This is a genomic window from Frigidibacter sp. MR17.24 (assembly GCF_037095655.1).
In the GTDB taxonomy this organism is placed as follows: Bacteria; Pseudomonadota; Alphaproteobacteria; order Rhodobacterales; family Rhodobacteraceae; genus Frigidibacter.
In genome coordinates this window covers 50,177-62,397 of record NZ_JBAWKE010000002.1, presented here as the reverse complement: position 1 = coordinate 62,397, position 12,221 = coordinate 50,177, and the positions used below count along the sequence as shown (strand labels likewise).

11 protein-coding genes are annotated in these 12,221 nt (G+C 71.7%); 4 read left to right on the top strand and 7 right to left on the bottom strand.

Annotated features, from left to right (window positions below):
- Positions 1-62: 62 nt before the first annotated feature.
- On the bottom strand, positions 63-383 hold the full coding sequence (locus V8J39_RS07490) for a DUF6280 family protein (protein ID WP_336460271.1): 321 nt from the start codon (positions 381-383) through the stop codon (positions 63-65).
- Positions 384-675: 292 nt separating this feature from the next.
- Here V8J39_RS07490 and V8J39_RS07485 point away from each other — a divergent pair, with 292 nt between their 5' ends.
- Positions 676-1,392 (top strand): DUF1428 domain-containing protein, encoded by a 717-nt coding sequence (locus tag V8J39_RS07485; protein ID WP_336460270.1) that lies wholly within the window; start codon positions 676-678, stop codon positions 1,390-1,392.
- A gap of 61 nt (positions 1,393-1,453) precedes the next feature.
- Here the strand turns inward: V8J39_RS07485 and V8J39_RS07480 are convergent, their stop codons facing one another.
- From V8J39_RS07480 to V8J39_RS07470, 3 genes are read right to left on the bottom strand one after another with little or no spacing between them, the layout of a single operon-like run.
- Positions 1,454-2,251, bottom strand: a complete 798-nt coding sequence (locus tag V8J39_RS07480; protein ID WP_336460269.1) for a fructosamine kinase family protein — start codon at positions 2,249-2,251, stop codon at positions 1,454-1,456.
- Positions 2,248-3,042 (bottom strand): CAF17-like 4Fe-4S cluster assembly/insertion protein YgfZ, encoded by a 795-nt coding sequence (gene ygfZ, locus V8J39_RS07475; RefSeq protein ID WP_336460268.1) that lies wholly within the window; start codon positions 3,040-3,042, stop codon positions 2,248-2,250. Before ygfZ ends, V8J39_RS07480 begins: the two co-directional genes overlap by 4 nt.
- Before the next feature lie 58 nt (positions 3,043-3,100).
- Complete coding sequence (locus V8J39_RS07470) at positions 3,101-3,871, bottom strand: alpha/beta fold hydrolase (RefSeq protein ID WP_336460267.1); 771 nt, start codon at positions 3,869-3,871, stop codon at positions 3,101-3,103.
- A 143-nt stretch (positions 3,872-4,014) separates the two neighbouring features.
- Between V8J39_RS07470 and V8J39_RS07465 the strand changes: the two genes are divergently transcribed.
- Both V8J39_RS07465 and V8J39_RS07460 read left to right on the top strand, forming a co-directional pair.
- Positions 4,015-4,386, top strand: a complete 372-nt coding sequence (locus V8J39_RS07465) for a hypothetical protein (protein ID WP_336460266.1) — start codon at positions 4,015-4,017, stop codon at positions 4,384-4,386.
- A gap of 291 nt (positions 4,387-4,677) precedes the next feature.
- A complete protein-coding gene (locus tag V8J39_RS07460) occupies positions 4,678-6,087 on the top strand; it encodes a GntP family permease (RefSeq protein ID WP_336460265.1) in 1,410 nt (469 codons plus the stop codon).
- Between the two features lie 148 nt (positions 6,088-6,235).
- Here the strand turns inward: V8J39_RS07460 and glyA are convergent, their stop codons facing one another.
- Positions 6,236-7,531: a serine hydroxymethyltransferase gene (glyA, locus tag V8J39_RS07455; protein ID WP_336460264.1), complete on the bottom strand. Its 1,296-nt coding sequence runs from the start codon at positions 7,529-7,531 to the stop codon at positions 6,236-6,238.
- 311 nt (positions 7,532-7,842) lie between these two features.
- On the opposite strand from glyA, the gene V8J39_RS07450 reads away from it, so the two are divergent.
- A complete protein-coding gene (locus V8J39_RS07450) occupies positions 7,843-8,610 on the top strand; it encodes an NAD kinase (RefSeq protein WP_336461174.1) in 768 nt (255 codons plus the stop codon).
- Between the two features lie 96 nt (positions 8,611-8,706).
- Here the strand turns inward: V8J39_RS07450 and V8J39_RS07445 are convergent, their stop codons facing one another.
- Both V8J39_RS07445 and V8J39_RS07440 read right to left on the bottom strand, forming a co-directional pair.
- Positions 8,707-10,116, bottom strand: coding sequence for a sigma-54-dependent transcriptional regulator (locus V8J39_RS07445; protein WP_336460263.1), 1,410 nt, complete (start codon positions 10,114-10,116; stop codon positions 8,707-8,709).
- A gap of 103 nt (positions 10,117-10,219) precedes the next feature.
- On the bottom strand, positions 10,220-12,115 hold the full coding sequence (locus tag V8J39_RS07440; protein ID WP_336460262.1) for a propionyl-CoA synthetase: 1,896 nt from the start codon (positions 12,113-12,115) through the stop codon (positions 10,220-10,222).
- Between the last annotated feature and the right edge of the window lie 106 nt (positions 12,116-12,221).

Here is a 12,221-nt window from a genome sequence, read left to right as displayed (position 1 = left end):
ACAAAGACGCGCTCGACAGAGCGCGTCCTTGGATCTTGCCGGCACGGGGTCGGCAGCGCGGGTCAGGCGGCTTCGGCCTCTTCCAGCGCGTGGCGGCGTTCGCTCTCTTCGCGCGACAGCGCGACCGAGGTGCGGATGCCCTTCGAGACGAATTCCATCAGACCTTTCACGACCCGTTCGTTCGGATCGATGCCGGCGCAGGACAGCACTTCGCGGCCATCGCGCGAGCGCGCCCAGCGGGCAATCTGGTCGGGACCGTTCCCGTATTTCTTGTCATCGGCAATCGCATCGTCCAGCGCAGCAAGGACGACCGCGGCAAAAAGCTTCCGCGACCGTTGTCCCTGCTCATAGTTGAATGCGGTGCCGTCAACGAAGTCGCGCATTTTCTAGTCCTTTTTTATTGCTCTTGCGTATCTGGCGTGCAGTCCGAATATCGCGGGAAGCGATGATTCGGGCTTTCGCATTCAACAGGCCAGATATGCATTTGTCGCATAGCTATGCGGGTGAGCCCTGAGCAGCGGACCACATATAGGCAGCTGCAGAATCCGATCAACCAAAGAATTGCTGCCATCGCAACGATTGGCGCGAATTCGCCGGGCGTTTTGCGAACCGGAAGAGCCGCGGACCGCCCCGTGCTAGACTGTGCGGGCCACAGCCGGGCAGGGAGGATACGCCATGGGCTATGTCGAGGGGTTCGTGACCCCGGTGCCGGTACGCAACCGCGACGCCTACGTCCATCATGCCGAGCGTGCGGTGCCCTTCATCGCGGCGGGGGGCATGACCCGCTTCGTCGAGGCCTGGGGCGAGGACCTGCCCGAGGGCAAGGTGACGGACTTCCGCCGCGCGGTGCTGGCCGAGCCTGACGAGGCGGTGCTGTTCTCGTGGTTCGAATATCCCGACCGGGCGGTCCGCGACCGCGCCAATGCGCGGATGGCCAGCGATCCCGCCGCCGAGGCGATGATGGAGGGGATGCCCTTTGACGCCGGGCGGATGATCTGGTCGGGCTTCGAGGTGGTCAGCGAGGTCGGCACCGCGGGACCGATCGGTCATATCGACGGCATGCTCGCGCCGGCGCCGGCGGACGGGCGGGCGCGCTTTGCCGCGCTGGGCGCGCGGGTCGGCGCGGCGCTGGTCGCGGCCGGGGCCAGCCGGGTGGTCGACTGCTGGGGCGACGACCTGTTGCAGGGCGTGCGCACCGACTATCCGCGCGCGGTGGCGATGGCGCCGGGCGAGACGGTGGTCTGGTCCTGGATCGAGTGGCCCTCGGCCGCGGCGCGCGAGGCCGGCTGGGCGCAGGTGATGGCCGCGGGGGTGATGCCGCCGCCCGACGAGATGCCGTTCTGCCCGCGCCGGATGATCCACGGCGGCTTCCGCCCGATCCTGCAGGTGTGAGGCGCGCCTGGCCCGGGCCCCCTGCGCTGGGGCTCTTGGGCAGGGCGCCCTTAGGGGCGGCTCAGGCGCCGCAGGCGTCCAGCAGGCGGTCCACCAGCCCCGCATAGGCGGTGCCGAACAGCGCCAGGTGCACCAGCGCCGGGTGCAGCTGGTAGACCGGGCGCCGCTCGCGCCAGCCCGGCGCCAGCGGGCCGTAGCCCTGCACGAAGGCCTCGGGCGGCTGTCCGAACAGCGTCAGCATCCCGAGGTCGACCTCGCCATGGCCGCGGATCACCGCCGGGTCGATCAGCATCGCCCGCCCGGCGGTGAAGACCAGGTTGCCCTGCCACAGGTCGCCGTGGATCAGCCCGCCGGGGTCCGCCGGCAGCCGGTCGGGCAGGGTGGCGGCCAGCCGTTCGACCCGCCGCGCCCGGTCGGCGGGAAGCGTTCCCGCGAGGGGCAGCAGCCGCCGTTCCGCCCAGAAGGCGGGCCAGAGGCCGGGCTGGGCGGGCAGCGGGGCGTTGACCAGCGCGACGGGGCCGAAGGCGTGGTCCTCCTCCCAGCCGTAGCTGTCGGCGGGGTGGGCGTGCAGCTGCGCGAGCGCGGTGCCGAAGGCCTGCCAATGCGCCGGCGTCGGGCGGTCCGGCTGCAGCCGCTCGAGGATCAGGAGCCCCGGCTCGACATGGTGCACCGCCGGGACCGGCGCCCCCGCGGCGCCGAGAGCCGCCAGCATCCGCCCTTCGGTCGCGACGGTCTCGCCGGTCTTGACCACGACCTCGGCCAGCGCCCAGACCTCGGACAGATCGCCCCCCTGCAGCGCATGCGCCTGCGACGGCTCGTGGCCGAGGGCGCGCAACCGCTCGGCCAGCCGCGCCCTCATGGCGCGTTGGGCGAGGGCAGGGGGGCGGGGGCGCTGGCGCGGACCGTGGCGTCGCCGGCGGTCAGCGGCCCCCCGGCGCGGTCGAAGCGCAGGTGCGCGATCGCCCGGTCGCCCGAGCGGGTGTAGAGCGTGCCGGCCTCGCGCCCGTCGGCCATCAGGATCGGCGTGCCGGGGGCGGTGGCGGGACCGGTGACATCGACGGTGACCAGCCCCTTGCGCAGCTCGGTCTTGTGCTTCATCCGCGCCGTGACCTCCTGCCCGACATAGCAGCCCTTGCGGAAGTCGACGCCCTGCAGCCGCTCGAACCCGGCCTCGAGGATGTAGGTCTCGTCAGGGATCAGCTCGATCCCGGTCTCGGGCACGCAGGCCTCGACCCGGATCGCGTCCCAGTCGGTGGTCGCGGGCCCGCCCGGCTCGGGCGCATAGCGCCGCCAGCCCAGGCGCGGGTCGCGCGGGTCGGCGACCGCGTCGGCCGGCGCCGGGCCAAGGCCGCGCGCGACCTGCAGCTCGGTCGGGGCGATCGCCACGTCGGCGCGCAGCCGGTACATCGACAGCCGCCGCACCAGCCCCTCGGCGAGGCTCGCGTGGCAGTCGAGCAGCACCGCCTCGCCCGCGGGCACCAGAAGGAAGTCGGCCAGGAACTTGCCCTGCGCCGTCAGCAGCGCGGCATAGACCGGCCCCGCCGCCAGCCGGCGCACGTCGTTCGACACCAGCCCCTGCAGGAAGCCCTCGCGGTCGGGTCCGGTGATGCGGAAGATCCGGCGGTCGGGGATCGCCTCGCCAATGCTCATCGCGCCTCTCCTGTGGTTGTGTCGGATATAGGCGGCCGGGGCCCGCTTGCGCAGGGCCTCAGGCCAGGAACGTGGCGACCGCGGCCTCGAACTCGCGCGGGCGCTCGGCGTGCAGCCAGTGGCCGGCGCCGGGGATCTTGGCGAATTTCGCCTGCGGGAACAGCGCCTTGATCGTGTCGCGATGCTCGGGCCGGACATAGTCGGACAGCGCGCCGGTCAGAAACAGCGTCGGGCCGGCATGCTGGCCGGTGGTCCCGGGCCAGCCGACGATCCCGGCCATCTCGCGCCCGAGCACCGGCAGGTTCAGCTTCCAGCGCGGCGGATCGGCCCGCAGGTCGAGCGATTGCAGCAGGAAGGCGCGGGTGCCGGGATCGGCGACGCGCCCGGCAAGGCGGCGGTCGGCCTCGGCCCGGCTGTCGAGGCCGGAGAGGTCGAGATCGCGCATCGCCTCGACCAGCGGCATCTGGGTGTGGTCATAGGCGACGGGGGCGATGTCGGCCACGACCAGCCGGCGGATCGGCGCGGGATCGGTGAGGGCGAGCTGCATCGCGGTCTTGCCGCCCATCGAGTGCCCGACGAGGTCGACCTGCCCGCCGGGACCGGCATGGGCGGCGATCACCTCGGCCACGTCGCCGGCCATGTCGGCATAGGACTGGGTCTCGGCGCGGAAGCTGTCGCCGTGGTTGCGCTGGTCGAGCGTGACGACCAGCCGGTCGGCCGACAGCCGCTTGGCGACGGCGCCCCAGTTGCGGGCGCTGCCGAACAGCCCGTGCACGATGACGAGCGGCGGGCGGTCGGTGGGCTGGCCATGAAGGACGGTGTTGAGCATGGCCGGACGCTAGCCCGCCCGCGCGACGGATGCCAGAGGCGGCGGCCCGAGCGGCGTCCTGAGCGCAGGCCTGAGCGGCGGCTTGAGCGGCGGGGTCCGGGCGGCTAGGATCGCGCCACGGGGCACGCGCAGAGGGACGAGACATGGGAACGACCAGCGTGCAGCAGATGGCCGACCGCGTGGCGCAGCTGCTTGAACAGCGGCTGCGGGTCCGCGGCAACGGGCTCGAGGCCAAGCTGAGGCGCAGCCGCCGGCTGCTGCCGCGCCGGATCCGGCGCGAGGCCGAGATCCTCGTGCTGGCCTCGGCGCAGTCGCGGATCCCGAAGCTGTCGCTGCAGCTGGACCATGACCGGATCGCCCGGGCCTATGACAGCTGCCTGTCCTACCTCGGGCCGCTGGGGCAGGGGGCGCGGATCCGCGGCTACCTGCTGGACGCCGCCGCGGGCATCGGGCTGGCGCTGGTGGTCACGGCCGTGCTGGTGGTGACGGTGCTGGCCTGGCGCGGCTTCGTCTGATCGCCGGCGGCCGTTCCGCGCCCCGGCAGCCCTGCGCCTGACGGGCCGGGTCCTGCCGGGCCGGGTCCTGCCGGCGCGTGTCCCGCCGCCCGAAGCCCCGAGGCCCGAACCCCTGCCGTCCCGCGCAGGCTGCGCAGACCCGCCCGCGATGCGCCTTCCGGCTGCGGCACGATGCTGCAGGTGCGACATTCCGCCGCGTCCGGGCGATTTCCGGGAACCATGCTCCGCGGCGCGGGTGATCCTTGTGGGGAGGACTGCAAGCTGCGGTCCTGAAACGGAAAGGCCTGCCGCGTGTTCGGAATCGTCCTGTCACTCCTGCTGCTGATGTACCTCGCCTATCGCGGCATCAGCGTGCTGATCCTCGCGCCGCTGCTGGCGCTGCTGGCCGCGGCGCTCAGCGGGGCGCCGATCCTGGGCAGCTACACGCAGGTGTTCATGGAGGGGCTTGCGAACTACGTGCGCCAGTTCTTCCCGCTGTTCCTGCTGGGCGCGGTCTTCGGCAAGCTGATGGAGGTCTCGGGCAGCGCGCGGTCGCTGGCGACGGGGATCACCGCCAGGCTCGGAGCGCAGCGCAGCGCGATGGCGGTGGTGCTGGCCTGCGGGATCCTGACCTACGGCGGGGTGTCGCTGTTCGTGGTCGCCTTCGCGGTCTACCCGATCGCGGCGGCGCTGTTCGTCGCGGCCGACCATCCCAAGCGGCTGATCCCCGCGGCGCTGGCGCTGGGGTCGTTCACCTTCACCATGACGGCGGTGCCCGGCACCCCGGCGATCCAGAACGCGATCCCCTCGCCCTATTTCGGCACCGACGGCTTCGCGGCGCCGGTGCTGAGCCTGCTGGCCGCGCTGATCATGTTCGGCGGCGGCATCCTGTGGCTGAACCGGCGCATCGCCGCCGCCCATGCCCGCGGCGAGGGCTACGGGATCGAGGACCAGTATTCCCGCGCCGGCCCCCTGGCCACGGAGGGGCACGGGGACGGCCGCGGGGCGCACGACCTGCCGGGGTTCTGGATCGCCATCGCGCCGGTGGTGCTGGTGATCGCGATGAATTTCGCGATGTCGCGCTGGGTGCTGCCCGCGCTCGACACCGGCTACCTGGCCGACGAAGCCTACGGCGCGACGACGCTGGGCGCGGTGCGCGGGATCTGGGCGATCATCGTCGCGCTCTTCGCCGCCATCGTGCTGCTGATCGCGCTGAACTGGGGGCGGCTGCGGGGCGATCTCAAGGGCTCGCTGACCGACGGCGTCGCGGGCTCGTTCCTGCCGATCTTCAACACCGCCTCCGAGGTCGGCTACGGCTCGGTGATCGCGAGCCTGCCGGCCTTCGCGGTGATCGCCGGCGCGGTGACGGGGTTCTGGCCCTCGAACCCGCTGGTGTCCGAGGCGGTGGCGGTGAACGCGCTTGCCGGCATCACCGGCTCGGCCTCGGGCGGGCTCTCGATCGCGCTCGAGACGCTGGGCGCGCGCTATGCCGAACTCGCGCAGGCGGCGGGGATCTCCCCGCAGCTGATGCACCGGGTGGCGGCGCTCAGCTCGGGCGGGTTCGACTGCCTGCCGCACAACGGCGCGGTGATCACGCTTCTGGCGGTCACCGGCCTCAATCACCGCCAATCCTACGGCGACATCTTCGTCGTCGCGGTGGCGGTGCCCGTGCTGGCGCTGGTCACGGTCATCGTGCTCGGCTCGACCGTCGGCACGTTCTGAGACCGGGCGGGGGGCGCTGCCCCCCGCGGCCTTCGGCCTCCCCCCGGGATATTTGGACAAAGTCGAAAGGGCAGAAGCGCCTGCCTCCGCCCTTTCGACTTTGTCCAAATATCCCGGGGGTCCGGGGGCAGCGCCCCCGGCCTTGTCTTCAGAGCGTCGGGTACATCGGGAAGCGGGCGCAGAGCGCCTTCACTTCGGAGGCGACCTTGGCCTCGACCTCGGCATTGCCGGCCTCACCGTTGGCGGCAAGGCCGTCGACGACCTCGGTGATCCAGCGCGCGATCTGGCGGAACTCTTCCTCGGTGAAGCCGCGGGTGGTGCCGGCCGGGGTGCCGAGGCGGATGCCGGAGGTCACGAAGGGCTTTTCCGGGTCGAAGGGCACGCCGTTCTTGTTGCAGGTGATGTGCGCGCGACCGAGCGCCGCCTCGGTCGCCTTGCCGGTCACGCCCTTGGGCCGCAGGTCCGCGAGCATCAGGTGGTTGTCGGTGCCGCCCGAGACGATGTTGATCCCGCCCTTCATCAGCTCGTCCGCCATCGCCTTGGCGTTCTTGACGATCTGCGCGGCGTAGTCCTTGAAGCCCGGCTTCAGCGCTTCGCCGAAGGCCACGGCCTTGGCGGCGATCACGTGCATCAGCGGCCCGCCCTGCAGGCCCGGGAAGACCGCCGAGTTGATCTTTTTCGCGATCTCGGCGTCGTTGGTCAGGATCATGCCGCCACGGGGGCCGCGCAGCGACTTGTGCGTGGTGGTGGTCACGACATGGGCATGGGGCAGCGGCGAGGGGTGCTGGCCGCCGGCCACGAGGCCCGCGATATGGGCCATGTCGACCATCAGGTAGGCGCCGACCTCGTCCGCGATCTTGCGGAAGGCTTCCCAGTCCCAGATCCGGCTGTAGGCGGTGCCGCCGGCGACGATCAGCTTGGGCTTGTGCTGAAGCGCGCTCTCGCGGATCGCCTCCATGTCCAGCAGTTCGTCCTGCTGGCGCACGCCGTAGGAGACGACGTTGAACCACTTGCCCGACATGTTCACCGGCGAGCCGTGGGTGAGGTGGCCGCCCGAGTTCAGATCGAGCCCCATGAAGGTGTCGCCCGGCTGCAGCAGCGCCAGGAACACCGCCTGGTTCATCTGGCTGCCCGAGTTCGGCTGGACGTTGGCGAAGTCGCAGCCGAAGAGTTCCTTGGCACGCTCGATCGCGAGGGTCTCGGCCACGTCGACGTACTGGCAGCCGCCGTAGTAGCGCTTGCCCGGGTAACCCTCGGCGTACTTGTTGGTCATGATCGAGCCCTGCGCCTGCAGGACGGCGAGCGAGACGATGTTCTCGGACGCGATCAGCTCGATCTCGTCGCGCTGGCGGCCGAGTTCGTCGGTGATCGAGCCGAAGATCTCGGGATCGCGGTCGGCGAGGCTTTCGGTGAAGAAACCGGCGTCGCGTTGCGGGGCGTTCATGGCGCTCTCCCTGACTGGATGGCGAAGGAATTGCCCCGGTCCATAGCCCAAAGGCGGGGGTGCGGGAAGGCCGGAATCCGACGCTAACCGCGCAGGCTGCGGCAGCGGCGCATCGCGGGGGCGGGAGAGCGGCCCGACACGAGATCGGACACGGGGCGGGACACGAGATCGGACACGGGGCGGGACACGAGGCAGGACACGGGGCAGGACGGGGGCTTGAGTTTCCCGCCCGCGCGCGGAAAGGTCGCCCCGGGGCCCGGTGTGCGGGCCCGGTGCGCGACCCAGACTGCCGGAGCCAGACCGACGTGAACATCCGACCCCGGCGCATCGCCTTTCTCGCCTCGGAAGCCGAGGTCGCGCGCCAGGCGCTGGCGCGGCTGACCGCCCGCTATGGCCAGGCCGAGCCCGAGGTCGCCGACGTGATCGTGGCGCTCGGCGGCGACGGCTTCATGCTGCAGACCCTGCACGCGACCGAAGCCTTCGACCGGCCGGTCTACGGCATGAACTGCGGCACCATCGGCTTCCTGATGAACGAGTATCTCGAGCATGACCTTGCCGACCGGCTGGCCGAGGCCGAGGAGGAAGTGATCCATCCGCTGCGGATGCGCGTCGGCGACACCGCCGGCGGGCTGCACGAGTCGCTGGCGATCAACGAGGTGGCGCTGCTGCGCGCCGGACCGCAGGCCGCCAAGCTGCGGGTCAGCGTCGACGGCAAGGTGCGGATGGAGGAGCTGGTCTGCGACGGGGCGCTGGTCTCGACCCCGGCCGGGTCCACCGCCTACAACTATTCGGCGCACGGGCCGATCCTGCCGATCGGCTCGGACGTGCTGGCGCTGACGGCGATGGCGGCGTTCCGGCCGCGGCGCTGGCGCGGCGCGATCCTGCCGCGCGCGGCGCTGGTGCGCTTCGACGTGCTCGAGCAGGCCAAGCGCCCGGTGATGGCCGATGGCGACAGCCGCCACTCTGTGCGCGACGTCGCCTGGGTCGAGGTCACGACCGAGCGCGCGATCCGCCACCGGATCCTGTTCGATCCCGGCCACGGGCTGGAAGAGCGGCTGACGCGCGAACAGTTCGTCTGACCCGAAGCCAGGATCGCCGGGGCTGCCGGGGATCGCCGGGGCGGCCCTAGCGCAGGCGCCAGGTCGAGAGCGGGATCTCGGGGTGCGGCGACGGCGTCAGTCCGCCGCCGCCGCCTGCGGCTTTTCCGGCCGCGACCACGCCTCGATCTTTCGGTAGAGCGTCGAGGGCGCGACGTCGAGGATCCGCGCCGCGCGGGTGACCGAGCCGTTGGCATGGGCGATTGTCGCCTCGATCACCCGGCGCTCGATCTCGGTCATCGGCAGGCCGACCAGTGCGGCGACCGCGGCCTCGAGCGGCGGCGGCTCGGGCGCGGGCGGCACCGGCGGGGCGGGGGGCGAGACCATCGCCTCGGGCAGGTGCTGCAGGCCCAGCTCGGGCGCGTCGTGGAAGGTGGCCGAGCGCAGCACCAGCGCCACCAGTTCGCGCAGGTTTCCCGGCCAGGGATAGCGCAGGAACACCTCGCGCGCTTCGGCCGAGATCCGGCGCGGCCCGCGCCCGCGTTCGCGCAGGGCCCGCGCCAGGCAGGCCTCGGCGATCGCCAGGATGTCCTCGCCGCGCTCGCGCAGCGGCGGCAGCGACAGCGGCAGCACGTTCAGCCGGTAATACAGATCCTCGCGCAGGCGCCCGTCATCAAGCGCGGCGCGCAGGGCGGGGCCGGCGGTGGCGATGATGCGGAACGGGGCGCCGCCGCCGTAGGGCGCGCCCGGGAACGGCTCGCCGGCCGAGATCTGCAGCAGCCGGGTCTGCAGCGCCGGCAGCGCCTCGTCGAGGTTTTCCAGCAGCAGCGTCCGCGGCGGGCCGTCGGCCGGCGCCGGGTCGGACGGCAGCGCCGCGGCGAGGATCTCGAGCGCGTCGGGATCGGCGCAGTCGATCGCGATCATCGGCTGGCCATCGCCCGAACGGGCGTGGATCGTGGCCGCGATCAGGGTCTTGCCGGTGCCGCTTTCGCCGGTGATCAGCACCGGCTGCTGCGCGCGGCCCAGCATCGGCAGCGCGTCCAGCAGCGGCTGCATCGCGGGCGAGGCGGCGATCAGCTCGGGCAGGCGCATCGGCGTGCGCTGCGGCTTGGCCTCGGCCTGGCGTCCGCCCAGCGCGGCCTCGATCGCGTCGAGCAGGCGCATGTCGTCGAAGGGCTTGACCAGGAAATCCTGCGCGCCCGCGCGCAGCGCCTCGACCGAGACCCGGGCCGATGTCTCGGCGGTGATCACCAGCACCGGCACCGCCGGCATCGCCGCGATCATCTCGCGCAGCAGGCCCAGGCCGCGGGCGTCGGGCAGCGACAGGTCGAGCAGCGTCAGCAGCGGCGTGCGCCGGCGGATCGACTCGCGCGCCGCGGCCGCGCTGCCGACGCTTTCCACCGCGTGGCCGCCCGATTGCAGGATCGCCTCGTAAAGCTGGCGCAGCGAGGGGATGTCCTCGACCAGCAGGATGCGGCCGGGGCCGGCGCCGCGGCCGGGATCGGCGGCGACGCGCGGCGTGGGCGCATGACGCATCGGGCCCGTCATCGGGCGACTCCGGCCTGCATATCCTGGCCTCGACTCGGTACGGACCTGCGCTTCATGACGCCAAGATTAGGCGAAGGCCACGGGCGCGCCAAGGGCGGCGCGCTCAGGCCGCCACCGGATAGCCCATGCCCTTCAGCGCCGCGGCGATCTCGTCGAGGATCGCGGGATCGTCGATGGTGGCGGGCATCTTGAAGGGCTGGCCGTCGGCGATCTTGGCCATCGTCGCGCGCAGGATCTTGCCCGACCGCGTCTTCGGCAGCCGGTCGACCACCACCGCCAGCTTGAAGGCCGCGACGGGGCCGATCTGGTCGCGCACCCGCTTGACGCAGTCGCGCACCACCTGGTCGGGCGGGGTGTTGATGCCCTTCTTCAGGCACAGGAAGCCCAGCGGCAGCTGCCCCTTCAGCGCGTCCGACACCCCGATCACCGCGCATTCGGCCACGTCGGGATGGCCGGAAAGCACCTCTTCCATCGCGCCGGTCGACAGCCGGTGCCCGGCGACGTTGATCACGTCATCGGTGCGCGCCATGATGTAGAGGTATCCATCCTCGTCGACATAGCCGGCATCGCCGGTCTCGTAATATCCCGGGAACCGCTCGAGATAGGACTTGCGATAGCGCGCCTCGGCGTTCCACAGCCCCGGCAGGGTGCCGGGCGGCAGCGGCAGCCGGATCGCGATCGCGCCCAGCTCGCCGCGCGCGACCGGGTGGCCGCCCTCGTCCAGCACCGCGATGTCGTAGCCGGGCATCGCCACGGTGGGCGAGCCGAGCTTGACCGGCAGCGGCTCGATCCCCATCGGGTTGGCGGCGATCGCCCAGCCGGTCTCGGTCTGCCACCAGTGGTCGACCACCGGCACGTCCAGGATCTGCCGGGCCCAGGTGATCGTGTCGGGGTCGGCGCGTTCGCCCGCGAGATACAGCGCGGTGAGCGAGCGCAGGTTGTAGTCGCGCGACAGGATCCCGGCCGGGTCCTCGCGCTTGATCGCGCGGATCGCTGTGGGGGCGGTGAAGAACGACTTCACTTTATGATTCTGGATCACGCGCCAGAAGGTGCCGGCGTCCGGCGTGCCCACCGGCTTGCCCTCGAACACGATCGTCGTCGCGCCGGCGATCAGCGGGCCATAGCAGATGTAGCTGTGGCCCACGACCCAGCCAACGTCCGAGGCCGCCCAGAACACGTCGCCGGCGTTGATGCGGTAGATGTTGGGCATGGTCCAGGCCAGCGCCACCAGGTGGCCGGCGGTGTGGCGCACCACGCCCTTGGGCTGGCCCGTGGTGCCAGAGGTATAGAGGATGTAGGCCGGGTGGTTGCCCGCGACCGGCACGCAGTCCGCCGGCGCGACCCCATACTGGAAGCTGTGCCAGGCGTGGTCGCGGCCCGGCACGAGGCGGGCGACCTGCTGTTCGCGCTGGAAGATCACGCAGAAGTCCGGCTTGTGGGCCGCGGCCTCGATCGCGGCGTCGATCAGCGGCTTGTAGGGCACGATGCGCCCCGGCTCTATCCCGCAGGAGGCGGCGATGATCGCCTTGGGCGTGCAGTCGTCGATCCGCACCGCCAGCTCGTGCGCGGCGAAACCGCCGAAGACCACCGAGTGGATCGCGCCCAGCCGCGCGCAGGCCAGCATCGCCTCGAGCGCCTCGGGGATCATCGGCATGTAGATGATGACCCGGTCGCCCTTCTCGACGCCCTTCGCCCGCAGCGCGCCGGCGAGCGAGGCCACGCGCGCCTGCAGCTCCGCATAGGTGATGCCCTTGGTCGCGCGGGTGACGGGGCTGTCGTGGATGATCGCCACCTGGTCGCCGCGGCCGGCTTCGACATGGCGGTCGACGCAGTTCCAGCAGGTGTTCACCTCGGCATCGGCGAACCATTCGTAGATCGGCGCCTGCGCGTCGCTCAGCGCCTTCGACGGTGGCGTGACCCAGTCGATGGCCCCGGCGGCCTGCATCCAGAACGCCTCGGGGTCGGCCTTCCAGCCGGCATAAAGCTCTGCGTAGCGCATCGCGGCTCCTCCCTCTCTCCCGGTGCCGAGGTTAGGCGGCGGGGCAGGGGCGGCGCAACGATGTTACCGATCACGCGGCAGAATAATTTGCAAAATTTTCCCGGCG

Excerpts from the sequence above, each read along its gene's own strand:
- V8J39_RS07480 (WP_336460269.1), bottom strand. The coding sequence starts at position 2,251 with ATGAGGGCGCGGCTGGCCGAGCGGTTGCGCGCCCTCGGCCACGAGCCG.
- V8J39_RS07440 (WP_336460262.1), bottom strand. The coding sequence starts at position 12,115 with ATGCGCTACGCAGAGCTTTATGCCGGCTGGAAGGCCGACCCCGAGGCG.
- V8J39_RS07490 (WP_336460271.1), bottom strand. The coding sequence starts at position 383 with ATGCGCGACTTCGTTGACGGCACCGCATTCAACTATGAGCAGGGACAA.
- V8J39_RS07470 (WP_336460267.1), bottom strand. The coding sequence starts at position 3,871 with ATGCTCAACACCGTCCTTCATGGCCAGCCCACCGACCGCCCGCCGCTC.
- glyA (WP_336460264.1), bottom strand. The coding sequence starts at position 7,531 with ATGAACGCCCCGCAACGCGACGCCGGTTTCTTCACCGAAAGCCTCGCC.
- V8J39_RS07465 (WP_336460266.1), top strand. The coding sequence starts at position 4,015 with ATGGGAACGACCAGCGTGCAGCAGATGGCCGACCGCGTGGCGCAGCTG.
- V8J39_RS07485 (WP_336460270.1), top strand. The coding sequence starts at position 676 with ATGGGCTATGTCGAGGGGTTCGTGACCCCGGTGCCGGTACGCAACCGC.
- V8J39_RS07445 (WP_336460263.1), bottom strand. The coding sequence starts at position 10,116 with ATGACGGGCCCGATGCGTCATGCGCCCACGCCGCGCGTCGCCGCCGAT.
- ygfZ (WP_336460268.1), bottom strand. The coding sequence starts at position 3,042 with ATGAGCATTGGCGAGGCGATCCCCGACCGCCGGATCTTCCGCATCACC.